The organism is Allobrachymonas chironomi DSM 19884 (assembly GCF_000374625.1).
GTDB lineage: Bacteria > Pseudomonadota > Gammaproteobacteria > Burkholderiales > Burkholderiaceae_C > Brachymonas > Brachymonas chironomi.
The window spans coordinates 161,576-183,835 of sequence record NZ_KB894766.1 but is presented as its reverse complement, the minus strand read 5'-3'; the positions used below and the strand labels follow the sequence as shown (position 1 = coordinate 183,835).

Annotated in this window: 33 protein-coding genes and 1 tRNA gene; 25 read left to right on the top strand and 9 right to left on the bottom strand. The window is 62.5% G+C overall.

Annotation, left to right across the window (positions count from 1 at the left end; translation table 11 throughout):
* Positions 1–6: 6 nt before the first annotated feature.
* The 8 genes from C513_RS0103470 to rsmI all read right to left on the bottom strand — a co-directional run bounded on the left by C513_RS0103470 (position 7) and on the right by rsmI (position 8,224).
* Positions 7–210, bottom strand: coding sequence for a zinc-finger domain-containing protein (locus C513_RS0103470; protein ID WP_018714640.1), 204 nt, complete (start codon positions 208–210; stop codon positions 7–9).
* Between the two features lie 21 nt (positions 211–231).
* Positions 232–1,167 carry a branched-chain amino acid transaminase gene (locus C513_RS0103465; RefSeq protein ID WP_018714639.1) on the bottom strand — a complete coding sequence of 312 codons (936 nt, stop codon included), beginning with the start codon at positions 1,165–1,167 and terminating at the stop codon, positions 232–234.
* Positions 1,168–1,310: 143 nt separating this feature from the next.
* Positions 1,311–2,330: a glycine betaine/L-proline ABC transporter substrate-binding protein ProX gene (gene proX / locus C513_RS0103460; RefSeq protein WP_018714638.1), complete on the bottom strand. Its 1,020-nt coding sequence runs from the start codon at positions 2,328–2,330 to the stop codon at positions 1,311–1,313.
* Between the two features lie 31 nt (positions 2,331–2,361).
* Positions 2,362–3,627, bottom strand: a complete 1,266-nt coding sequence (proW, locus tag C513_RS0103455; RefSeq protein WP_018714637.1) for a glycine betaine/L-proline ABC transporter permease ProW — start codon at positions 3,625–3,627, stop codon at positions 2,362–2,364.
* A 14-nt stretch (positions 3,628–3,641) separates the two neighbouring features.
* Complete coding sequence (gene proV / locus C513_RS0103450; RefSeq protein WP_018714636.1) at positions 3,642–4,910, bottom strand: glycine betaine/L-proline ABC transporter ATP-binding protein ProV; 1,269 nt, start codon at positions 4,908–4,910, stop codon at positions 3,642–3,644.
* Between the two features lie 323 nt (positions 4,911–5,233).
* Entirely contained in the window at positions 5,234–6,628 is a 1,395-nt protein-coding gene (gene radA, locus C513_RS0103445; protein WP_018714635.1) for a DNA repair protein RadA, read from the bottom strand.
* A gap of 35 nt (positions 6,629–6,663) precedes the next feature.
* Entirely contained in the window at positions 6,664–7,269 is a 606-nt protein-coding gene (locus tag C513_RS0103440) for a hypothetical protein (protein ID WP_018714634.1), read from the bottom strand.
* A 7-nt stretch (positions 7,270–7,276) separates the two neighbouring features.
* Positions 7,277–8,224 (bottom strand): 16S rRNA (cytidine(1402)-2'-O)-methyltransferase, encoded by a 948-nt coding sequence (gene rsmI / locus C513_RS0103435; RefSeq protein WP_026320503.1) that lies wholly within the window; start codon positions 8,222–8,224, stop codon positions 7,277–7,279.
* Positions 8,225–8,248: 24 nt separating this feature from the next.
* On the opposite strand from rsmI, the gene C513_RS0103430 reads away from it, so the two are divergent.
* The 3 genes from C513_RS0103430 (at position 8,249) to C513_RS0103420 (ending at position 10,032) form a co-directional block, all read left to right on the top strand.
* The gene (locus C513_RS0103430; RefSeq protein WP_018714632.1) at positions 8,249–8,638 is read left to right on the top strand and encodes a YraN family protein; all 390 of its coding nucleotides are present in this window, start codon (positions 8,249–8,251) and stop codon (positions 8,636–8,638) included.
* 90 nt (positions 8,639–8,728) lie between these two features.
* The gene (locus C513_RS0103425; RefSeq protein WP_018714631.1) at positions 8,729–9,346 is read left to right on the top strand and encodes an SIS domain-containing protein; all 618 of its coding nucleotides are present in this window, start codon (positions 8,729–8,731) and stop codon (positions 9,344–9,346) included.
* Positions 9,343–10,032 carry a BON domain-containing protein gene (locus C513_RS0103420; protein WP_018714630.1) on the top strand — a complete coding sequence of 230 codons (690 nt, stop codon included), beginning with the start codon at positions 9,343–9,345 and terminating at the stop codon, positions 10,030–10,032. Before C513_RS0103425 ends, C513_RS0103420 begins: the two co-directional genes overlap by 4 nt.
* Positions 10,033–10,043: 11 nt before the next feature.
* Here the strand turns inward: C513_RS0103420 and C513_RS0103415 are convergent, their stop codons facing one another.
* Positions 10,044–10,523: a methyltransferase family protein gene (locus C513_RS0103415; protein ID WP_018714629.1), complete on the bottom strand. Its 480-nt coding sequence runs from the start codon at positions 10,521–10,523 to the stop codon at positions 10,044–10,046.
* Between the two features lie 259 nt (positions 10,524–10,782).
* On the opposite strand from C513_RS0103415, the gene rplN reads away from it, so the two are divergent.
* The 22 genes from rplN to C513_RS0103310 all read left to right on the top strand — a co-directional run bounded on the left by rplN (position 10,783) and on the right by C513_RS0103310 (position 22,247).
* Positions 10,783–11,151 carry a 50S ribosomal protein L14 gene (gene rplN, locus C513_RS0103410; RefSeq protein ID WP_018714628.1) on the top strand — a complete coding sequence of 123 codons (369 nt, stop codon included), beginning with the start codon at positions 10,783–10,785 and terminating at the stop codon, positions 11,149–11,151.
* A gap of 12 nt (positions 11,152–11,163) precedes the next feature.
* On the top strand, positions 11,164–11,484 hold the full coding sequence (gene rplX / locus C513_RS0103405; protein ID WP_018714627.1) for a 50S ribosomal protein L24: 321 nt from the start codon (positions 11,164–11,166) through the stop codon (positions 11,482–11,484).
* A gap of 2 nt (positions 11,485–11,486) precedes the next feature.
* The gene (gene rplE / locus C513_RS0103400; RefSeq protein WP_026320501.1) at positions 11,487–12,026 is read left to right on the top strand and encodes a 50S ribosomal protein L5; all 540 of its coding nucleotides are present in this window, start codon (positions 11,487–11,489) and stop codon (positions 12,024–12,026) included.
* Between the two features lie 8 nt (positions 12,027–12,034).
* Positions 12,035–12,340 carry a 30S ribosomal protein S14 gene (gene rpsN / locus C513_RS0103395; RefSeq protein WP_018714625.1) on the top strand — a complete coding sequence of 102 codons (306 nt, stop codon included), beginning with the start codon at positions 12,035–12,037 and terminating at the stop codon, positions 12,338–12,340.
* 17 nt (positions 12,341–12,357) lie between these two features.
* Positions 12,358–12,753: a 30S ribosomal protein S8 gene (gene rpsH / locus C513_RS0103390; protein ID WP_018714624.1), complete on the top strand. Its 396-nt coding sequence runs from the start codon at positions 12,358–12,360 to the stop codon at positions 12,751–12,753.
* Between the two features lie 21 nt (positions 12,754–12,774).
* Positions 12,775–13,308, top strand: coding sequence for a 50S ribosomal protein L6 (gene rplF, locus C513_RS0103385; RefSeq protein WP_026320500.1), 534 nt, complete (start codon positions 12,775–12,777; stop codon positions 13,306–13,308).
* A gap of 11 nt (positions 13,309–13,319) precedes the next feature.
* Positions 13,320–13,685 carry a 50S ribosomal protein L18 gene (gene rplR, locus C513_RS0103380; RefSeq protein ID WP_018714622.1) on the top strand — a complete coding sequence of 122 codons (366 nt, stop codon included), beginning with the start codon at positions 13,320–13,322 and terminating at the stop codon, positions 13,683–13,685.
* A 12-nt stretch (positions 13,686–13,697) separates the two neighbouring features.
* Entirely contained in the window at positions 13,698–14,222 is a 525-nt protein-coding gene (gene rpsE, locus C513_RS0103375) for a 30S ribosomal protein S5 (protein ID WP_033394809.1), read from the top strand.
* A gap of 11 nt (positions 14,223–14,233) precedes the next feature.
* Positions 14,234–14,416: a 50S ribosomal protein L30 gene (gene rpmD, locus C513_RS0103370; RefSeq protein WP_018714620.1), complete on the top strand. Its 183-nt coding sequence runs from the start codon at positions 14,234–14,236 to the stop codon at positions 14,414–14,416.
* A gap of 9 nt (positions 14,417–14,425) precedes the next feature.
* Entirely contained in the window at positions 14,426–14,857 is a 432-nt protein-coding gene (gene rplO, locus C513_RS0103365) for a 50S ribosomal protein L15 (protein ID WP_018714619.1), read from the top strand.
* A 27-nt stretch (positions 14,858–14,884) separates the two neighbouring features.
* Positions 14,885–16,204, top strand: coding sequence for a preprotein translocase subunit SecY (gene secY, locus C513_RS0103360; protein WP_026320499.1), 1,320 nt, complete (start codon positions 14,885–14,887; stop codon positions 16,202–16,204).
* 2 nt (positions 16,205–16,206) lie between these two features.
* Entirely contained in the window at positions 16,207–16,425 is a 219-nt protein-coding gene (gene infA / locus C513_RS0103355) for a translation initiation factor IF-1 (protein ID WP_018714617.1), read from the top strand.
* A 22-nt stretch (positions 16,426–16,447) separates the two neighbouring features.
* The gene (gene rpmJ / locus C513_RS13835) at positions 16,448–16,561 is read left to right on the top strand and encodes a 50S ribosomal protein L36 (RefSeq protein WP_076342701.1); all 114 of its coding nucleotides are present in this window, start codon (positions 16,448–16,450) and stop codon (positions 16,559–16,561) included.
* A 22-nt stretch (positions 16,562–16,583) separates the two neighbouring features.
* Complete coding sequence (gene rpsM, locus C513_RS0103350) at positions 16,584–16,949, top strand: 30S ribosomal protein S13 (RefSeq protein ID WP_018714616.1); 366 nt, start codon at positions 16,584–16,586, stop codon at positions 16,947–16,949.
* Positions 16,950–16,968: 19 nt separating this feature from the next.
* Entirely contained in the window at positions 16,969–17,370 is a 402-nt protein-coding gene (gene rpsK, locus C513_RS0103345; RefSeq protein ID WP_018714615.1) for a 30S ribosomal protein S11, read from the top strand.
* Between the two features lie 102 nt (positions 17,371–17,472).
* Positions 17,473–18,096, top strand: coding sequence for a 30S ribosomal protein S4 (gene rpsD / locus C513_RS0103340; RefSeq protein ID WP_018714614.1), 624 nt, complete (start codon positions 17,473–17,475; stop codon positions 18,094–18,096).
* A 149-nt stretch (positions 18,097–18,245) separates the two neighbouring features.
* On the top strand, positions 18,246–19,235 hold the full coding sequence (locus C513_RS0103335; RefSeq protein WP_018714613.1) for a DNA-directed RNA polymerase subunit alpha: 990 nt from the start codon (positions 18,246–18,248) through the stop codon (positions 19,233–19,235).
* 109 nt (positions 19,236–19,344) lie between these two features.
* Positions 19,345–19,746, top strand: a complete 402-nt coding sequence (gene rplQ, locus C513_RS0103330) for a 50S ribosomal protein L17 (protein ID WP_026320498.1) — start codon at positions 19,345–19,347, stop codon at positions 19,744–19,746.
* A 23-nt stretch (positions 19,747–19,769) separates the two neighbouring features.
* Positions 19,770–19,846, top strand: a tRNA-Met gene (locus C513_RS0103325).
* A 166-nt stretch (positions 19,847–20,012) separates the two neighbouring features.
* Positions 20,013–20,315: a 4a-hydroxytetrahydrobiopterin dehydratase gene (locus C513_RS0103320; protein WP_018714611.1), complete on the top strand. Its 303-nt coding sequence runs from the start codon at positions 20,013–20,015 to the stop codon at positions 20,313–20,315.
* An 89-nt stretch (positions 20,316–20,404) separates the two neighbouring features.
* Positions 20,405–20,722: a DUF1840 domain-containing protein gene (locus tag C513_RS0103315; RefSeq protein ID WP_018714610.1), complete on the top strand. Its 318-nt coding sequence runs from the start codon at positions 20,405–20,407 to the stop codon at positions 20,720–20,722.
* Between the two features lie 289 nt (positions 20,723–21,011).
* On the top strand, positions 21,012–22,247 hold the full coding sequence (locus C513_RS0103310) for an MFS transporter (protein WP_018714609.1): 1,236 nt from the start codon (positions 21,012–21,014) through the stop codon (positions 22,245–22,247).
* Positions 22,248–22,260 lie beyond the last annotated feature (13 nt).

Genomic DNA, 22,260 nt, shown 5'->3' with positions numbered 1-22,260 from the left:
CAGGCCTCAATGCCCGTGCGCGACAACTTCACCTTCCTTCAGCTTGTACACCGTCCCGCAATACGGGCACTTGCCCTCGCCATGCTTCGACACATTGATGTACACGCGCGGATGGCTGTTCCACAGCTCCATGCCGGCCAGCGGGCTGGGGCAGAACACTTCGCCGGCCTGGTTCAGGTCGCTGGCCTTGATTTCTACAGCTTTGCTCATGGGGTATCTCCGTGCAGGGGGTTACACCAGCGCCAGCCAGTGTGCGTACTTGGGATTGCGACCGTTCACGATATCGAAGAAGGCGCTCTGGATCTTTTCGGTGATCGGGCCGCGGCGGCCGATGCCGATCTGCACGCGGTCCATTTCACGGATCGGCGTGACTTCGGCGGCGGTGCCGGTAAAGAACATTTCGTCGGCAATATAGCATTCGTCACGCGTGATGCGCTTCTGCACCACCTCGATGCCCAGATCCTGGCAGATGTGGAAAATGGTGTTGCGCGTAATGCCGTTGAGGGCGCCGGCGGACAGGTCAGGGGTGTAGACCACGCCCTCCTTGACGATGAACACGTTTTCGCCCGAGCCTTCGCTGACAAAACCGGCGCTGTCCAGCAGCAGGGCTTCGTCGTAGCCGTCGTCGGTGGCTTCCATGTTGGCCAGGATCGAGTTGGTGTAGTTGCTGGCCGTCTTGGCCTGCGTCATGGTGATGTTCACATGGTGACGCGTGAAGCTGCTGGTCTTGATGCGGATGCCCACGGCCATGCCTTCTTCGCCCAGGTAGGCGCCCCAGTTCCAGGCGGCGATCATCACGTGGGTCGTGTTGCCCTTGGGCGAAACGCCCAGTTTCTCGGAGCCCAGCCACACCAGCGGACGGATGTAGGCGCTTTCCAGCTGGTTTTCGCGCAGCACGGCCTTGTGCGCATCATTCACTTCTTCCTGCGACATCGGCATCGGGATGCGCAGGATCTTGGCGCTGTTGAACAGGCGCTTGGTATGGTCTTCCAGACGGAACACGGCGGTGCCCTTGTCGGTCTGGTAGGCGCGGACGCCTTCGAATGCGGCGCAGCCGTAGTGCAGGCTATGGGTGAGCACGTGCACCTTGGCGTCACGCCAGTCCACCAGCTGGCCGTCCAGCCAGATCTTGCCGTCGCGGTCGGACAGGGCAATAGGTGCGCTCATGGGTGATTCCTTTTCTTGTCAGTTGCCGGCAGGCCATGCTGCCGTTCTCGAAAAATAAACAAATGCAACTGACAAGTTTACGCCTAATTGACGCCTGTTGCAGCCCCCGCCAGCCAGCGACGGCGGGGGCACGCCGGTACGGCTTAGCGGGCGGCAGCGCGCGCCTGGTCCAGCCAGCTGTCGAACAGGCGCTGGTGCGCCTTGATCCAGCCGTTGGCGTGCTTCTCGATATCGCTGCGCTTGTTGGCGCCGTTGAACATCGCCATGTTCTGCGTGTTGATGTTGGCCACCGGCAGCTTCATCACGCTGAACAGTCTGGCGGCGGCCGGGTTGGCCTCGATAAAGGCGCGGTTGGCCATGATGTGCTGGTTGTTGACGATGAAGCCGTAGTCCTTGCCATTAGGCAGGGCAGTGCTTTCCTCGCCTTTGGCCGGCTTGACCCTGGGAACTTCCAGCCAGACCACATCCTTGCCGGGCTTCATCACGTTGCTGACCCAGTAGGGCGTCCAGGTGTAATAGAACACCGGCTGTCCCTGCTGGTAGCGCGTGATGGTATCGGCAATCAGCGCCGAGTAGTTGCCCTGCACATGCTGGATGCTGCCGCGCAACTGGAACTTGTCCAGATGGGATTCGATCGCCTTTTCGCAGCCCCAGCCGGGGTTGCAGCCGGTCAGGTTGGCCTTGCCGTCGCCATCGGTATCGAACAGTTTGGCAATGGCCGGATCCTTCAGCTGGCCGATATGCGTGATCTGGTGGGCATCGGCGGTCTTCTTGTCGATCAGGTAGCCTTGCAGCGCGCCGGGCGAGTAGATGCCCTCGCGCCACAGCTTGGCATCGCCACCGGAGTTCTGGTAGAAGCTTTCGTGCAGGCGATCCCAGTGCGAGGCGAGGAAGGTGGCGTCGCCATTGGCAATGGCCAGGTGGGCGGCGGTGTATTCGACCTCGCGGATCGGCTGCACGTCGTAGCCGAGTTTTTCGAGCGCCTTGACCACCAGCAAGGCCTGGAAAGTCTCTTCGGCGATATTGCTTTGCAGCGGGTAGACCTTGACGCCCTTGCCGGGCTGGGCGGCATCGGCGTGGGCAGTCAGGGCGGTAGCGGAGAGCAGGCCGGCGAGCAGCAGGCTGCGGGCGAGGGTGCGGATGGAGCGCAGGGAAATCGTCATGGGGTGTCCTTGTTCTGGGGTGTGTCGGGAGTCAGGCTTGTGCCGTGGCCGATGTGGCGGGAGTAGCAGGGTGGGCCGGCTGGCGCTGCAGCAGGCGTGCGGCCAGGCCGATCGGGCCGCGCTGGTGCCAGCGCAGGCTGCGGCGATCGTGCCGGCCCATGGCCTGGGTCACGCGGTCCAGCAGAATCGCCAGAATCACGATGCCGATGCCGCCCACGGTGGCCAGGCCCATGTCCAGGCGGCCAATGCCACGCAGTACCATCAGGCCCAGACCGCCCACGGCGATCATGGAAGCGATCACCACCATCGACAGGCTGAGCATCAGCGACTGGTTGATGCCGGCCATGATGGAGGGCATGGCCAACGGCATCTGCACCTTGGTCAGCATCTGCCAGGGCGAGGCACCGTAGGCGCGTGCCGCTTCGATCAGGTCAGGGCGCACCTGGCGGATGCCGAGCGAGGTCAGGCGCACCAGCGGGGCCAGCGCAAAGATGATGGTGACGATCACGCCGGGCACGTTGCCGATGCCGAACAGCATCACCACCGGCACCAGGTAGACGAAGGCGGGCGTGGTCTGCATGGCGTCCAGGATCGGCCGGATGATGCGCTCGGCGCGGTCGCTGTTGGCCAGCCAGATGCCCAGCGGCAGTCCCAGCACGATGCAGAAGAACAGCGAGGTCAGCACCAGTGACAGCGTCACCATGGCTTCGGACCAGATGCCGAGCATGGCGATCACGAACAGCGAGACCAGTGCGCCGATGGCCAGGCGTGCGCCGGCCAGTTGCCAGGCCAGCAGCGCCAGCAGCACGATCATGGCCCAGGCCGGCGGGAACTGCAGCGCTGCTTCCACGCCGCCCAGAATCGCATCCACCGGTTCACGCAGGGTTTGGAACAACGGGCGGAAACGCCCGACGAACCAGTCCAGGCCCTGGTTGATCCAGTCCTGCACCGGCAGGCTGCCGTCAAGCAGCTGGCCGATCGAAAAACCGTCTTCACCGGCGGGAGCCTGTGCCAGTTCGGCTGTGCCGGTGGCGAGGCCGTCGAGGGCCTCGTTTTCCTGCACGGCGTCGGGACCGTTGATCCAGTTGTCGCTGCTGTCCGGTGCGGTGATCGTGTACGGGTCGACAAAATCGCTGGTGCCGGTTTCGGCTTCCAGCGCCTCGTTGGTGATCACGGCATCGGGGCCGTTGATCCAGTTGTCATTGGTATTGGCAAAGACGGCTTCGTACGGATTGCCGGTATCGACCGGGGTGGCCGTATCGGCCTGGTTCCAGGGGTCTTGGCTGGTACTGCTCATGTGCAGGGGCTCCTTCAGGGCTGGGCCGATGCCGTGTCTTCGGGCAGGTCGGCGTCAGCGGTTTCTGGCAGGGGGTTGCCATGGATGTCGGTATCGGGATCGAGAAAGCGCAGCAGGGTGTTCTTGCTGATGCTGCCCTGGTAGCGGTTCTGTTCATCCACCACCGGCAGCGGGCAGGGGCTGGCCAGCACCTTGCTGTACAGCTCCTTGATCGGATGGCTGCTGTCCACGGCTTTGACATCAGGCAGGTAGGCGTGCTGCAGGCCGAGCGGTCCGTGGTGGCCGCGCAGTGCGGCGCGGATCGAATCGGCCGATACGGCACCGAGAAAGCGGTGCCGGGTATCGACCACATAGGCCCACTGGTGGTCGTGGTCTTCCAGGCGCTGCAGGGCAGGACGGCAGCCGCGCTCCTGGCTGACGGCCACCTCCACCGGCATGCGGCGGGCAATATCGCCCGCCTTGAATACGGCCGAGGTGTCGACGCCGCTGATGAAGCTGCGCACGTAATCGTCAGCCGGATTCAGCAGGATTTCTTCGGGCGTGCCCACCTGCATCACCTGGCCATCCTTCATGATGGCGATGTGGTCGCCAATGCGCATGGCTTCGTCCAGATCGTGCGAGATGAAGACGATGGTGCGGCGCTTGTCCTGCTGCAGTCGCAGCAGCTCGTCCTGCATTTCGGTGCGGATGATCGGGTCCAGCGCCGAAAACGCCTCGTCCATCAGCAGGATGGCCGGATCGGCGGCCAGTGCCCGCGCCAGACCCACGCGCTGCTGCATGCCGCCCGAGAGTTCGTCCGGGTAGCTGTCGGCCCAGACTTCCAGCCCGACCTGGGCCAGCGCCTCGCGCGCCTGACGCAGCCGGACCTGCTTGTCCACGCCGGCCAGTTCCAGGCCAAAGGCGGTGTTGTCCAGTACCGTCAGGTGCGGCAGCAGGGCGAAGGACTGGAACACCATGCTGATGTCCTTGCGCCGGAAGCCGCGGAGTTGCTGCTCGTTGTACTGGTTGATGTCTTCGCCATCGACCAGGATGCGGCCGGCGGTCGGTTCGATCAGCCGGTTCAGCATGCGCACCAGGGTGGATTTGCCGGAGCCGGACAGGCCCATGATGACGAAGATCTCGCCGGCCTCAATGGTGAAACTGGCATCGAATACGCCAATCGAGGCGCCGGTTTGCGCCACGATGTCCTGCTTGCTCAGGCCCTGCCGGGCCAGCGCAAGCGCCTGCTCGGGCTCCTTGCCAAAGACCTTGAACAGGTGTTCGATGGAAATGCTTTTTGCCATGCGCGCGTCCTCTTTGCGGGGACAGACGACGGGGTGACGCTGTTGCGTGAATGACGAGCCCGGGGACACGCCAACAACAGGCCGGTGATGCCGACTGCCTGTGATGGGGGTGGGGTGCCGGCATCGCCTGGATGACGGACCCCGTGCGAGTGTGGAATGCGTGGTGATTCCCGTGGTGCCCGACGCGCAGGAAGGCTGGCGGGCAGCTCCGGCGACGGGCGGACACCGGCATGCGGGATGCCGGCGTGTGGCAGCTATTCTAACATGTCACAAAATACCGACAAATTGCGTCTTTTGACAGCAGATGGCAGCAAGATGTTGCATTAATCCAGTGTGCGCACCAGTTCCATGGCCTGCTCCACCCGTTCCACCGGGTAGATCGTCAGTCCGTCCAGCTCCTTGCCGGGCTTTTTCGGGGCGTTGGCCTTGGGCACGATGGCGACGCTGAAACCCAGCTTGGCCGCTTCCTTCAGGCGCTCCTGGCCACGCGGTGCCGGCCGGATCTCGCCGGCCAGGCCGACTTCGCCAAAGGCCAGAAAGCCCTTGGGCAGCGGCTTGCCGCGCAGGCTGCTGGTGATCGCCATCAGCACCGCCAGGTCGGCGGCCGGTTCGCTGATGCGCACGCCGCCTACCGCGTTCACGAAGACGTCCTGATCGCCGGTGGCCACGCCGCCATGGCGATGCAGCACCGCCAGCAGCATGGCCAGCCGGTCGCGCTCCAGACCGACACTGAGCCGGCGCGGCGAGGGGCCGCCGCCGTCCACCAGCGCCTGCACTTCCACCAGCAGCGGGCGGCTGCCTTCCAGGGTCACCAGCACGCAGCTGCCCGGTACCGGATCGCCATGCGTGCTCAGAAAGATCGCACTCGGGTTGCTCACGCCTTTCAGGCCCTTGTCGGTCATGCCGAACACGCCGATCTCGTTGACGGCACCAAAACGGTTCTTGATGGCGCGGATCATGCGGTAGGCACTGTGTGTATCGCCCTCGAAATACAGCACGGTATCGACGATATGTTCCAGCACGCGCGGCCCGGCCAGCTGGCCATCCTTGGTCACGTGGCCAACCAGAATCACCGAGGTGCCGTTGGCCTTGGCAAAGCGCGTCAGGTGTGCAGCGCATTCTCGCACCTGCGCCACGCTGCCGGGGGCGCTGCTGAGCGCATCGCTGTACATGGTCTGGATCGAGTCGATCACCGCCACCTGCGGTTGTTCCGTTTGCAGCGTACCGAGGATTTTTTCCAGCTGGATCTCGGCCAGCACGCGCACCTGCGAGCCGTCCAGGCCCAGCCGCTGCGCCCGCAGCGCCACCTGCGAGGCGCTTTCCTCGCCGGTCACGTACAGCGTCTGCTGGCCCTGCAGTTGCAGCGCATCCAGCGCCTGCAGCAACAGCGTGGATTTGCCGATGCCGGGATCGCCGCCAATCAGCACCACGCAGCCTTCCACCACGCCGCCGCCCAATACCCGGTCCAGTTCGCCCATGCCCGACGGCGTGCGCGCCACCGACTGGGCGCGGATATCGGACAGCGTGGCCACTTCGGAGGCGCCGCCCAGCGCCTGCGGCTGGCCGCTGAGCCGGTTCTTGCCGACCACGCCCTGCGTTGGGTTGGTGATGACTTCTTCGAGGCTGTTCCAGGCGCCGCAGGAAGGACACTTGCCCAGCCAGCGCGGACTGGCGGCACCACAGGCGTTGCAGATGAATTGGGATTTGGGGGAGGCCATGGGGGGATTGTAGGGGTGGCGGCCACGGGGTTCGCTCAGATCCCCGGTGCCATCCAGGCCAGTGTCGCCACCAGATCAGGAGAGGGCAGCGGCAAAGTCTGCGTGCTGCAGCGCTGGCGTTCGCGCTGTGTCTCGGTTGACCAGGGGCGCAGGCCATGATGCCGGCATTTGTCGGCAGCGACCAGGGCGGTCCAGCGCAAGGCGGCTGCATGCGGATGCAGCGGGGCAGCTGACGGACCATCATGTCGCGCCAGCGCCGTCTCCCAACCGGCCTGGTCGTGCAGTCCGCTGGCCGTCACGGCCACACCCAGCGGCAGGGGCCCGATCGCCAGCAGCGCCTGTCCTGGCTGCCCATCCGGCATCGGCACATACGACCAGGAGAGCCACAGGTCCGGTGATGACGTTGGCGCGTGCCAGGCTTGCGCGGCATAGGCCAGATCAGGTGGATGCTGTGCGCCGGGTGGCCAGTGGATCTGCCCCAGGCTGCTGGCCGGAAACTGCCGGTTCAGGATCTGTGCGGCCTGCTGGCGCACCTGGATGCCTTGTGCCTCGCGCCGGGTTGCGGACAGCGCCAGCCACCACAGCCCGATTTCACCGTGCGGCGTGGTGACATGAAAAGCCGTGGGCAGCGCTGTCTGCATGCCGGACTCAGTGCCCGGCCTTGAGCGCCAGCGCACGCTCGTACAGGGTATTGCGCGCCGCACCGGTAATCTCCGCCGCCAGCTTCACCGCCCCCTTGGTCGGCAACTCGGCCAGCAGCAGGCGCAGCACGCGCTCGCTTTCCGCGTCCAGACCGGTATCGGCTTCTGGCTGCGGGGCCGCCGCATGCACGATCACGACAAACTCGCCCTTGCTGCGCTCGGGCAGCTCGGCCAGCCAGCCGGCCAGCTGCCGCGCCGGCAGCGTCGTGATCGTCTCGAACTGCTTGCTCAGTTCGCGCGCCAGCGTCACCGGGCGCTCCTCCAGCAGCGTCAGACCCTGCGCCAGCGCCTCGATCCGGTGTGGTGCTTCCAGCAGCACCACGGCGCGCGATTCCGCCGCCAGCGCCTGCAAGGCCTGCTGGCGCTCCTGTCCTTTCACCGGCAGGAAGCCGGCAAAGATCCAGCCATCGGCCAGTCCGTTCACGCCATTGGCCTGCCCGCCGCCCATCACGCCGGAAGCACTCAGCGCCGTGGTCACGCTGCTGGCACCCGGCAGCGGCATCACGCGGTAACCCGCCGCTGTCACCACCTGTACCAGTCGCGCCCCGGGATCGCTGATGCCCGGTGTACCGGCATCGCTGACATACGCCACGCGCTGCCCCTGTTGCAGACGCTCCAGCACCTGCTGTGCCGCCGCTTCCTCATTGTGCTGGTGCAACGCCAGCAGCCGGCGTGCGCCGGCATCCACGCCATAAGTGCGCAGCAGCCGCGCCGTGTGACGCGTATCCTCGCAGCCCACCACATCAGCCAGTTGCAGCACATGCAGCGCACGCAACGTGATGTCGGCCAGGTTGCCGATCGGCGTCGGCACCAGATACAGCGTGGCCGGCGGATAGGACTGGCGGCCGGCGGCAGCGCTTGCGGCAGCCAGCGCTGGTGCAAAATCGGTAGTCAGGATTTCGGACAAGGATCTTCCTCGATGAGCAATACGGCACCCACCACCCGCCAGAGCGGCCAGCAGGCCGAAGACAGCGCCATCGCCTGGCTGCAGCATCAGGGGCTGGTGCTGTTGCAGCGCAATTTCCGCACGCCGGGCCGGGGTGGTGGTGAGATTGACCTCATTATGCGGGCAGCCGATGGCACCCTGGTATTTGTCGAGGTGCGTCACCGCGCCGATGCCCGCCATGGCGGTGCCGCCGCCAGCATCAGTCACGGCAAGCGCCGTCGCATCATCCTGGCGGCGCGCCACTACCTGATGCAGCAACGGCGTGAACCTCCCTGCCGCTTCGACGCCATGGTCTGCGACGGCCCGCTGCCGGAACAGGGCGGCAGCTGGCAGTGGCTGCAGGCCGCTTTTGATGCCTCATGAACGTCTGGTTGCACCAGACGGGCAGGCGGAGGCAGTATCATCCAGACCATGCCTATCCAGGATTCCCCCCACGACCCCCGGCAGGAAGCCATGCTGCGGCAATTTGCCGAGCATGCCGAGGCCTGCATGCAGACCGCGCGCGAAAACGGCTACCAGCTGGATCTCGCGGCGCAGTTGCTGGCCGATACCGTGGCGCGCGGTGGCCGCATCCTGCTGTGCGGGGCGGGTGACACCGCGTTCTGGCCGGCCTATACCGGCTCGCGCCTGAGTGGCGTACTGGAACGCGAACGGCCGCCGTTGCCCGCGCTGGTGCTGCATCACGATGCCGGCTGGCCGCTGCTGCACCCGGCCGGCACCGCGCAAGCCCTGCCGCCCGACCTGCTCGAACAGCAGCAGCAGGGCGTCGCCCAGGCCATCGTGCAGCAACTGCAGCAGCTCGGCCAGCCCGACGATGTGCTCTGGCTGTGCAGTGCCGATGATGCCCAGCCCTTTGCCCAGCAGGCCCTGGCCGTGGCGCAATCGCGTGACATCCCGGTGCTCTGGTTGCATGGCGGCGACAGCGCCATGCCCCTGCTGTCCGAACTCGATGTGGACATCCTGCTCGCCCAGCCGCGCGGCCTGCGCCTGCTGGAACAATGCCTGCTCGCCACCCATGTGGTGTGCGACGCCCTGGACCGATACCTGCTCGGAGAAGAGGAAATCTCATGAACAAGACCATCCGTACTGCTGCCGGCCGCTGGCTGCGCGTTTCCGTCCTGGCCGCCCTGCTGGGCAGCACCCTGAGCGCCTGCGTGCCGCTGGTCGTCGGCGGCGCTGCCGGCGCCACCGTGCTGGCGCTGGATCGCCGTACCTCCGGGGCCCAGCTGGAAGACCAGGGCATCGAGACGCGCGGCAGCAGCCGCATCAACGATGCGCTGCAACAACGTGGCCGTGTCTCCGTGACCAGCTACAACCGCGTGATGCTGATCACCGGACAGGTGCAGGCCGATGCCGACCGCGAACTGGTCAGCAGCGTGGCCGCAGGCGTGCCCAATGTGCGCCGCATCGTCAACGAAGTCATCGTCAACCCGTCGGCCACCCTGAGCCAGCGCTCGGTCGACAGCATGACCACCACCCGCGTCAAGACCGCGCTGGTCAGCGCCCGTTCGCTCGACGCCAATGCCATCAAGGTCACGACCGAGCTCGGTACCGTGTTCCTGATGGGCATCGTCACGCAGGAAGAAGCCGATCGCGCGGCCGAAGTGGCGCGCAATGTCGGCGGCGTGCTCAAGGTGGTCAAGGTGTTCGAGATCATCAGCCCGAGTCAGCTGCAGCCCGTGGGCGCTGGCGTACCGGTCACCAGTACCGCGCCGGCGGGCGTGCAGCCGCAGAACGTCGGCACCACCACGCCCTGAGTCGCAGTCGCTTACAGCCAGCGCCGCACGCGCTGGCGATAGCGCCGGAACGCCTCGCCAAAACGCTGCTCCAGAATGCGCTCCTCCGGCTGGATCTGGAAGCGCTGCAGCCAGGCCATGGCCAGTGGAATGCAGGCCAGCGCCAGCGGATGTGCCAGCCAGCCGGCCCAACCCAGCAGCGCCAGGGCCATGCCCAGGTACATCGGATTGCGCGTGAAGCGGTAGATGCCATCTGTCACCAGCGTTGACGCCTGCTGCGGTTGCAGCGGGTTCGGCGTGGTGCGTGCCCGCAGAAAGGCGATCAGGCCGGCCAGTGCCATGCCCCCGCCCACTGCCAGTCCGGCCAGCAGCAGGCCCCAGCGCCAGCCGTCGGGCAAGGGGAGTTGCCATTTCGGCGTGGCGCGCGCCAGCAGCCACATCAACAGCGCACAGCCGGCATCGATGACCGGCGGCGGTATGCGAAATTCGAGAGGGTGTTGACGGCTGACCATGTGGCCTATGGTACGTCGTCGGACTCCACCATCCGCCGTCTGCCGGCAGGATGTTGTCCCTGTGCAAAAAACGCACAGCAGTGCTTGACCCAGGTGGGGAGCTGTGCAACAATACAAGGCTTCGCATCATTTCGGGTGCGATGTTTGTCTGCCCAACTGCAGCGCAGTGCGCAAGCGCGGCGTGAATGACGGGCCCAAGACTGGCTTTGGGGTGTCGTCAATGGGGCGGCACAACCAGGTACAAGTTGGGAAATTAAAAATGATCCAAACAGAATCTCGTCTAGAGGTTGCCGACAACACGGGCGCCAAGTCCGTGCTGTGCATCAAGGTGCTGGGTGGCTCCAAGCGCCGCTATGCAAGCGTCGGTGACATTATCAAGGTCAGCGTGAAGGAAGCTGCTCCGCGTGGTCGCGTCAAGAAAGGCGAGATCTACAGTGCAGTGGTAGTCCGTACCGCCAAGGGCATCCGTCGTCCGGATGGCTCCCTGATCAAATTCGATGGCAACGCCGCCGTGTTGCTGAACAGCAAGCTGGAGCCCATCGGCACCCGCATCTTCGGCCCCGTGACGCGTGAACTGCGTGGCGACCGCTTCATGAAGATCGTGTCCCTGGCTCCCGAAGTCCTGTAAGGAGTAGAAGACATGAACAAGATTCGCAAAGGCGATGAGGTGATTGTCCTGGCCGGCAAGGACAAGGGCAAGCGTGGCACCGTGGCACTGCGCAAGGATGAGTCGTACCTCGTGGTCGACGGCATCAACATGGTCAAGAAGCGCGTCAAGCCGAACCCCATGAAGGGCGAGCAGGGCGGCATCGTGGAAAAGGCCATGCCTATCCACCAGTCCAATGTGGCCATTTTCAACGCGGAAACCGGCAAGGGTGATCGCGTAGGCATCAAGACCCTGGAAGACGGCAGCAAGGTGCGCGTGTTCAAGTCCAGTGGCGCAGAAATCAAGGTGGCATGAGCATGGCACGTTTGCAAGACCAATTCCGCGACAAGGTCGCTCCCGAGCTGATCGAGAAGTTCGGCTACAAGTCCCCGATGCAGGTGCCCCGCATCACCAAGATCACCCTGAACATGGGTGTTGGTGAAGCCGTTGCCGACAAGAAGGTCATGGACAACGCCGTGGCTGACCTGACCAAGATTGCCGGTCAGAAGCCTGTTGTCACCAAGGCCAAGCGCGCCATCGCCGGTTTCAAGATCCGCGAAGGCCAGCCGCTGGGCTGCATGGTCACCCTGCGTGGCGTGCAGATGTACGAATTCCTGGACCGCTTCATCAACATCGCGCTGCCGCGCGTGCGTGACTTCCGTGGTATCTCCGGCCGTTCCTTTGATGGCCGTGGCAACTACAACGTCGGCGTCAAGGAACAGATCATCTTCCCGGAAATCGAATACGACAAGGTGGATGCACTGCGTGGTCTGAACATCAGCATCACCACCACGGCCAAGACCGACGAAGAGTGCAAGGCACTGCTCGCCGGCTTCCGCTTCCCCTTCAAGAACTGAGGTAAGACATGGCTAAAGTTGCACTTATCCAACGCGAGCAGAAGCGTGCCAAGCTGGTCGCCAAGTTTGCCAAGAAGCATGCCGAACTGAAGGCGATCGCCAACGACGTCAGCAAGTCTGACGAAGAGCGCGATGCCGCCCGTCTGGCGCTGCAGAAGCTGCCCCGCAATGCCAACCCGACCCGTCAGCGCAACCGTTGCGAACTGACTGGCCGTCCCCGTGGCACGTTCCGTCAATTTGGTCTTGGCCGCGCCAAGATCCGTGAAATCGCCTTCGCCGGTGGCATCCCCGGCGTCACCAAGGCCAGCTGGTAATCGGCAGGAGAACAAGAATGAGCATGAGTGATCCCATTGCCGATCTGTTGACCCGCATCCGTAACGCACAAATGGTCAGCAAGGCCAGCGTCCGCGTGCCGTCTTCCAAGGTGAAGGCCGCCATCGCGCAAGTGCTGCAGGATGAAGGCTACATTGACGGTTTTGAAGTCAAGAACGAAGACGGCAAGCCCGTCCTGGAAATCGCCCTGAAGTACTACGCCGGTCGTCCGGTCATCGAGCGCATCGAGCGCGTCAGCCGTCCCGGCCTGCGCGTGTACAAGGGTAGCAAGACCCTGCCCCAGGTCATGAACGGCCTGGGCGTCGCCATCGTTACCACGCCCAAGGGTGTGATGACCGATCGCAAGGCACGTGCTGCCGGCGTGGGTGGCGAAGTGCTGTGCTACGTGGCGTAATCGAAGCGAGGAGAATACAGAATGTCCCGTGTAGGTAAAATGCCCGTTGAAATCCCCCAGGGTGTAGACGTCGTGATCGGCGAAGGCCAGATCAGCGTCAAGGGTTCCGGTGGCCAGCTGGCTACTGCTGCCAACAACCTGGTGAAGGTCGAGAGCAAGGATGGCAAGCTGTCCTTCGTTCCCGCAGACGACTCCCGTGAAGCCAACGCCATGTCCGGCACCATGCGTCAGCTGGTGAACAACATGGTGACTGGCGTGAGCAAGGGCTTCGAGAAGAAGCTGACCCTGATCGGCGTGGGCTACAAGGCTTCCGTCCAGGGCAACAAGCTCAACCTGAACGTCGGTTATTCCCACCCCGTGATCATGGAAATGCCCGAAGGCATTACCGCGGTCACTCCGACTCCTACCGAAGTTGTGATCAAGGGTGCCAACCGCCAGGTTGTCGGTCAGATTGCCGCTGAAGTGCGTGCTACCCGTCCGCCGGAGCCCTACAAGGGCAAGGGCGTGCGCTATGCCGACGAGCGCGTGATCATCAAAGAGACCAAGAAGAAATAAGGAACGGCATCATGTTGAACAAGAAAGCACAACGTATTCGCCGTGCGCGCCAGACCCGTATCCGCATTGCAGCGCAGGGCGTTCCGCGCCTGATGGTGAATCGCACCAACCTGCACATGTATGCTGCCGTGATCTCCGGTTGCGGCACCAAGGTGCTGGCTTCTGCCTCCACCGCCGAAGCCGACATCCGCAAGGAACTGGGCGCTGCCGGCAAGGGTGGCAACGTCGCTGCTGCCGCCATGATCGGCAAGCGCATTGCTGAGAAGGCGAAAGCTGCAGGCGTCGAGAAGGTTGCCTTCGATCGCGCAGGCTTTGCCTACCATGGTCGCGTCAAGGCTCTGGCCGACGCAGCCCGTGAAGCTGGCCTGCAGTTCTAAGAGGGATCGAAAATGGCTACAAAAATGCAATCCAAACCGCAAGACGACGCACGCGACGACGGCATGCGCGAAAAGATGATCGCGGTCAACCGTGTGACCAAGGTGGTCAAGGGTGGTCGTATCCTGAGCTTTGCTGCACTGACCGTGGTCGGTGATGGCGACGGTGGCGTCGGCATGGGCAAGGGCAAATCCAAGGAAGTGCCCTCTGCCGTGCAGAAGGCCATGGAAGAAGCTCGTCGCAACCTGGTGAAGGTGTCCCTGAAGAACGGCACCGTGCACCACACCGTGATGGGTCACCATGGTGCAGCCCGCGTGATGGTGTCTCCGGCTCCCAAGGGTACCGGCATCATCGCCGGCGGCCCGATGCGTGCCGTGTTCGAAGTGATGGGTATCACCGATGTCGTGGCCAAGAGCCATGGCACGTCCAACCCGTACAACATGGTTCGTGCAACCCTGGATGCCCTGCGCAATTCCACGACTCCGGCCGAAGTGGCCGCCAAGCGTGGCAAGAGCGTGGAAGACATCTTCGCGGCCTGATGGAGAGAAACATGTCTGACAAGCAAACCGTCAAAGTGCAGCTGGTGCGCAGCCCGATCGGCACCAAGCAGTCCCATCGCGACACCGTGCGTGGCCTGGGCCTGCGCAAGCTCAACAGCGTCAGCGAGCTGGAGGATACTCCCGCAGTTCGCGGCATGATCAACAAGATCGCCTATCTGGTGAAAGTTCTGTAAGGACTGACAATGGAACTCAACAACCTCAAACCCGCAGAGGGTTCCAAGCAGGTCAAGCGTCGCGTTGGCCGTGGCATTGGCTCCGGCTTCGGCAAGACGGCTGGTCGTGGTCACAAGGGTCAGAAGTCCCGTGCTGGCGGCTACCACAAGGTCGGCTTCGAAGGTGGCCAGATGCCCCTGCAGCGCCGTCTGCCCAAGCGTGGCTTCAAGTCCCATCTGCTGAAGTACAACGCCGAGATCAACCTGACCGAGCTGGATCAGCTGGGTCTGGATCAGGTCGACATGCTGGCTCTGAAAGAAGCCGGCCTGGTGGGCCAGCTGATCAAGGTGGTGAAGGTCATCAAGAATGGTGAACTGACCCGCGCAGTCAAGCTGACCGGTATCGGCGCTACCGCTGGTGCCAAGGCTGCCATCGAGGCGGCTGGCGGCAGCCTGGCCTGATTTTGCAAAGCATAGAGAAGGCGCAAAGTGGCGACGAGTCTGTCTAACACGGCCAATGCTCCCAAGTACGGTGACTTGCGTCGCCGTCTGGGCTTCCTGCTGCTGGCTCTGGTGGTGTACCGTATCGGGGCGCATATCCCGGTTCCGGGCATCAACCCCGACCAGCTGCAGCAGCTCTTCAGCGGGCAGCAGGGCGGCATCCTGAACCTGTTCAACATGTTCTCTGGTGGTGCCCTGTCGCGTTTCACCGTGTTTGCCATCGGGATCATGCCGTACATTTCGGCATCGATCATCATGCAGCTGATGACCTATGTGGTGCCGACCTTCATGCAACTCAAGAAAGAGGGGCAGGCAGGTCAGCGCAAGATCACGCAGTACACCCGTTACGGCACACTGGCCCTGGCGATCTTCCAGTCCTTCGGTATCGCGATTGCACTGGAAAGCTCTCCTGGTCTGGTGATCGATCCCGGCATGATGTTCCGCCTGACCACCGTGGTCAGTCTGACAGCCGGTACGCTGTTCCTGATGTGGCTGGGTGAGCAGATCACCGAGCGTGGTCTGGGCAATGGCATCTCGATCATCATCTTTGCAGGTATTGCCGCCGGTCTGCCGGCAGCGATTGCCGGTCTGCTGGAACTGGTCCGCACCAATGCGATGAGCATCATCGTGGCGCTGATCATTCTGGTGGTGGTGGCTGCGGTGACCTACTTCGTGGTGTATGTGGAACGCGGACAGCGCAAGATCCTGGTGAACTATGCGCGCCGTCAGGTGGGCAACAAGGTCTATGGTGGCCAGTCGTCCTACCTGCCGCTCAAGCTGAACATGGCTGGCGTGATCCCCCCGATCTTCGCCTCGTCCATCATCCTGCTGCCGGCCACGATCGTGAACTGGTTCAGCGCCGGAGAAAGCATGCGCTGGTTGCGCAACGCGGCCTCCGCCCTGGTACCGGGTCAGCCGATCTACATTGCGCTCTATGCTGCTGCGATCATATTCTTCTGCTTCTTCTATACGGGACTGGTTTTCAACAGCCGTGAAACCAGCGACAACCTGAAGAAGAGCGGCGCGTTCATTCCGGGCATCCGTCCGGGCGAGAACACGGCCCGCTACCTGGACAAGGTGCTGTTGCGCCTTACGCTGGTCGGAGCAATCTACATCACCTTCGTGTGTCTGTTGCCCGAATTCCTGATCCTGAAATACAACGTGCCGTTCTATTTCGGCGGAACATCCTTGCTGATCATCGTGGTCGTCACCATGGACTTCATGGCCCAGGTGCAGAACTACCTGATGACGCAGCAGTATGATGCGCTATTGAAGAAGGCGAACTTCAAATCGGTCCGGGAACGTTGACCATGGCCAAAGACGATGTGATCCAGATGCAGGGCGAGGTGGTTGAAAACCTCCCCAACGCCACCTTCAAAGTGAAGCTGGAAAACGGACATATAGTCCTCGGCCACATTTCCGGCAAGATGCGCATGCACTACATCCGCATTCTGCCGGGCGACAAGGTAACGGTCGAACTGACCCCATACGATTTATCCAAAGCGCGCATCGTGTTCCGCGCGAAGTAAGAAAGCATTAGAGGAGAGAAGAATGAAAGTCTCAGCTTCGGTAAAAAAGATTTGCCGTAATTGCAAGGTTATCCGCCGCAAAGGCGTGGTGCGCATCATCTGCACCGATCCCCGTCACAAGCAGCGTCAAGGCTGATCAGAGTTAACAGAGGAATCACATGGCACGTATTGCTGGTATTAACATTCCGCCGCACCAACACGCTGAAATCGGTCTGACGGCGATCTACGGCATTGGTCGTACGCGCGCTCGCCAGATCTGCGAAGCCTGCGGCATCGCCTTCGACAAGAAGATCAAGGAACTGACCGACGCCGATCTGGAAAAGATCCGTGACGAGCTGGCCAAGTACACCCTGGAAGGTGACCTGCGCCGCGAAACCACGATGAACATCAAGCGTCTGATGGACATTGGCTGCTATCGCGGTTTCCGTCATCGTCGTGGCCTGCCGATGCGTGGTCAGCGTACCCGCACCAACGCCCGCACCCGCAAGGGCCCGCGCAAGGCAGCCCAGTCCCTGAAGAAATAATTGAGAGCGTAGAGTCACCATGGCTAAAAATTCCAACAGCGCTGCATCCCGCGTCCGCAAGAAGGTCCGCAAGAACATTGCTGACGGCATTGCACACGTGCACGCTTCCTTCAACAACACCATCATCACCATCACCGATCGTCAGGGCAACGCACTGTCCTGGGCGTCTTCCGGTGGTCAAGGCTTCAAGGGCTCCCGCAAGTCCACGCCGTTTGCAGCACAGGTCGCTTCCGAAGTGGCTGGCCGCGCGGCGCAGGAACAGGGCATCAAGAACCTGGAAGTTGAAGTGAAGGGTCCCGGTCCGGGCCGCGAATCCTCCATTCGCGCACTGGCCGCACTTGGTATTAAAATCACGTCTATCTCTGATGTGACGCCGGTGCCGCACAACGGCTGCCGTCCCCAGAAGCGTCGTCGCATCTGATCCCGGTTCTCCAACCCAAGCCCACTGCCGCCAACCGTTCATCGTTGTTGGCGGCTCCTGCTTTTTCCCGAAAGCAGTAGTACATAACCAAAGGAAAATACTGTGGCACGTTACCTCGGCCCCAAGGCCAAACTCGCACGCCGTGAAGGCACCGACCTGTTCCTGAAGAGCGCCCGTCGTTCCATCGGCGACAAGTGCAAATTCGAAGCCAAGCCCGGCCAGCATGGCCGCACCTCCGGCCAGCGTACCTCCGACTACGGTCTGCAACTGCGCGAAAAGCAGAAGGTGAAGCGCATGTACGGCGTGCTGGAGCGTCAGTTCCGCCGCTATTTCGCTGAAGCCGAGCGCCGTCGTGGCAACACCGGTACCAACCTGCTGTCCCTGCTGGAATCCCGCCTGGACAACGTGGTGTTCCGCGCCGGTTTCGGCTCCACCCGCGCTGAAGCGCGCCAGCTGGTGTCCCACAAGGCCATCCTGGTGAACGGTCAGGCCGTGAATATCCCTTCCTACATGGTCAAGGCCGGCGACGTGATCTCCGTGCGTGAAAAGTCTGCCAAGCAGGCGCGCGTGATCGAAGCCCTGCAACTGGCTGCCCAGGTGGGCTTCCCGGCATGGGTGGAAGTGAATGCCGACAAGGCTGAAGCAGTGTTCAAGAAGACGCCGGACCGCGACGAGTACGCTGCCGACGTCAACGAATCGCTGATTGTGGAATTGTATTCACGCTAATCCGGAAGATGCGGCTGCGGCCGCATTTCCATTGCCTGGCGAGCGCCGTCAGGCACCCGATCCGGTTCCTGGCACACCTTGCATCCAGTGTCAGGGGCTTCGCCAGCCTTACCGGTGTAACGAGCCGGGGGTATTGAGAGGAAGTCAGAATGCAAACCAATCTACTGAAACCCAAGAACATCACTGTCGAGCAGCTGGGCGCCAACCGCGCCGAGGTCACTCTCGAACCGTTCGAGCGTGGCTATGGCCACACGCTCGGCAACGCGCTGCGTCGCGTGCTGCTGTCGTCCATGGTGGGCTATGCCCCGACCGAGGTGACGATTGCCGGCGTGCTGCACGAGTACTCCTCCATGGACGGCGTGCAGGAAGACGTGGTCGCGATCCTGCTGAACCTGAAGGGCGTGGTGTTCAAGCTGCACAACCGTGACGAAGTGACGCTGAGCCTGCGCAAGGACAGCGACGGTCCGGTGACGGCTGCCGACATCCAGATCCCGCACGACGTCGAGATCATCAACCCCGAGCATGTGATCTGTCACCTGTCCCAGGGCGGCAAGATCGACATGCAGATCAAGGTGGAAAAAGGCCGTGGCTACGTGCCGGGCAACATGCGCCACCATCCCGATGATGCCTTCAAGTTCATCGGCCGCATCGTGCTGGACGCGTCGTTCTCGCCCGTCAAGCGCGTGAGCTACGCCGTTGAAAGCGCCCGCGTGGAACAGCGTACCGACCTGGACAAGCTGGTCATCGAAATCGAGACCAACGGTGCCATTTCGGCCGAAGATGCCGTGCGTTCTTCCGCCAAGATCCTGGTGGAACAGCTGGCCGTGTTCGCGCAGCTGGAAGGCGGTGTGCTGGACGTGTTCGACCAGCCTGCTTCCCGCAGTGCTGCGCAGTTCGATCCGGTGCTGCTGCGTCCGGTGGACGAGCTGGAGCTGACCGTGCGTTCTGCCAACTGCCTGAAGGCAGAAAACATCTACTACATCGGCGACCTGATCCAGCGCACCGAAAACGAGCTGCTGAAGACGCCGAACCTGGGCCGCAAGTCCCTCAACGAAATCAAGGAAGTGCTGGCCTCCCGTGGCCTGACCCTGGGCATGAAGCTGGAAAACTGGCCGCCCGCAGGTCTGGAAAAGCGCTGATTTCTCCCTTGCCTGCCCCTTGCGGTGCAGGCTGTTCCGGGCTCCGGCCCAATGTGTGCCCGGGCAGTACCTGATACGGCTGCCCGCTAATAACTGAAAGGAAAGCACCATGCGTCACGGAAAGAAACTCCGTAAACTGAACCGTACCTCCGCTCACCGCCAGGCGATGCTGCGCAACATGATGAACTCGCTGATCGAGCACGAGGCCATCAAGACGACGCTGCCCAAGGCCAAGGAACTGCGCAAGGTCATCGAGCCGATGATCACGCTGGCCAAGACGGACACGGTTGCCAACAAGCGTCTGGCATTTGACCGCCTGCGTGACCGCGACAGCGTCGTGAAGCTGTTCAACGACCTGGGCCCGCGCTTTGCGGCTCGTCCGGGCGGTTACACGCGTATCCTGAAGATGGGCTTCCGCGTTGGTGACAATGCGCCCATGGCCTATGTCGAGCTGGTGGATCGTGCTGAAGCTGTTGCAGAAGAAGCACAAGAATCTGCACAAGCCGAATAAATGGTGTTATACTAAGAGCTTGCCGCGCGATGGAGCAGTCTGGTAGCTCGTTGGGCTCATAACCCAAAGGTCGGAGGTTCAAATCCTCCTCGCGCAACCAGCTTTGAAAAACCCGCATGTTGAAAGACATGCGGGTTTTTTTGTGCCTGCCGGTATTTGCCGCTTTCCGGGGATTCACGCATGGGTGGGGCGCACCCCGGTCATTCCCCGGTGTTGCCAGGATCCGCTCTGTGGTGAAATGTGGCAGGACTATGGCAGGAGACAAGATGCAATTGATTGATGTGCAGCAGTGGCGAACTCTGGCAGCTGGCCTGCCACACTGGCACTACCAGGAAGCGGGCGGTGGATCGATTTGCCGTGAACTGCTGTTTGACGACTTCGTGCAGGCTTTTTCCTTCATGACCCGGGTTGCGCTGCTTGCCGAGCGGCAGGGGCATCATCCGGACTGGTGGAATGCCTATAACCGTGTTCGTATCGAGCTGAGTACGCACGATGTGGGCGGCTTGACGAGCCGCGATCTGGCGCTGGCGCAGGCGATTGATCGCGCTTATCTGGCCATGGTGGCCTGAGTCATCGGGCAAGCCCTGCGGATTGTTACGTGTGCCCATCGCGGCCATGGCCTAGAATGGGCTGAAACCCATGTCATAAGGAGGAGACCATGCTGTACAAGTTCAAATCCGCCGCCGCCGGCGATGTCATCATGATGGAAGCCAATGGCAACCAGGTACTGGAAGCCATTGGCCGTGAGCCTGCAGAGCGGGGCGTGATCCAGGCGAAAGCCATGCAGGACGCGATCGACAAGCTGAAGCTGGCAATCCAGGCATCCCATGCCAAGGCCAGCCAGTCAGCCGATGAGCGCGATGAGGAGGATGACGCCAACACCGACCCGATTCCCTTCCATACCCGCGCCCAACCCTTCCTGCAACTGCTGGAAATCAGCCTGGCCGAAGGCAAGGACGTGGTCTGGGGCGTGTAACCGCCACCGGGTCCCTGTTACCGAACCTGCCCAAGTGGCAGGTTTTTTCTTGCCATGCCCAAAGCATCAATCGGCATTGATCTGCATCGATCTGCGACGAACAGATGTGAATTTCGTTGGATTTGTCACGTTTTTGGGCTAACCTGCAGCTGTAGCCAGCCGCTGCACAGGCGTCCGGACGTGTTTCCACCTACTCCGTTTGGTGTAGACTCCCCTTCCAGCGGGGAATGTCCTCTTGATGGGTAAGGGCGTATTGTTAACGCCGGTAACAGAACGAAAAGGATCTGCGATGGCCTCTCAAACCTACAAACAGTACGCCGTGCTCACCTCGAGCACCATCTCGTTCACGGTGTGCTTCATGATCTGGATGATGTTTGCCGTACTCGGCATTCCGATCAAGGAGCAGCTGGGTCTGAACGAAACCGAATTCGGCCTGCTGGCGGCAACGCCGGTGCTGTCGGGTTCCCTGATCCGGGTGCCGCTGGGTATCTGGACCGACCGCTTCGGTGGTCGCATCGTGCTCTTCGTGCTGATGCTGGCCTGCGTGATACCGATCTACCTGATGCAGTTCGCCACCGAGTTCTGGCAGTTCTTGGTGATCGGGCTGTTTGTCGGTCTGGCGGGTGGCTCCTTCTCCGTGGGGACGCCGTATGTGGCACGCTGGTTCAACAAGGACAAGCAGGGCCTGGCGATGGGCGTGTTTGGTGCCGGTAACGCCGGTTCCGCTGTCAACAAGCTGATTGCCCCGGCCATCATCGTCGCCGCCGGCTGGCAGATGGTACCCACGGTGTACGCCGTCATCATGCTGGTCACCGCCGTGCTGTTCTGGTTCTTTTCCTATAGCGATCCCAAGCATCTGGTGTCGTCCAAGGTGTCGCTGGGCGAGCAGCTGGCGCTGATGAAGGATCCGGCTGTGCTGCGCTACTGCCAGTATTACTCGGTGGTGTTTGGCGGCTACGTGGCGCTGGCGCTGTGGATGGTGCGCTACTACGTGGGCGAATACGGTTTCAGCCTGCAAAGCGCTGCCTTCCTGGCTGCCTGCTTCTCGTTGCCGGGCGGCGTGCTGCGCGCCCTGGGTGGCTGGCTGTCCGACAAGTACGGTGCCTACAAGGTGACCTGGGGCGTGATGTGGGTGATCTGGGTGGTGTGCTTCATCCTGTCCTACCCGCAAACCGATTTCGTGATCCAGACCGCCAAGGGTCCGCAGACCTTCCACATCGGCCTGAATGCCACGATGTTCACCATTCTGCTGTTCGTGGCCGGTGTGGCCATGGCGGTGGGCAAGGCTTCGGTGTTCAAGTTCGTGGCCGACGATTTCCCGACCAATATCGGCGCCGTGTCCGGTGTGGTGGGCCTGGCCGGCGGCCTGGGTGGCTGGCTGCTGCCCATCATGTTCGGCGTACTGCTGGACCTGACCGGTATCCGCAGCAGTGCCTTCATGCTGCTGTATGGCACGGTGTGTGTCAGCCTGGTCTGGATGCACTTCTCCTTCAAGGCCAAGCGTCCTGCTGCACAGGCCGCCTGATAGTCCCGCAATT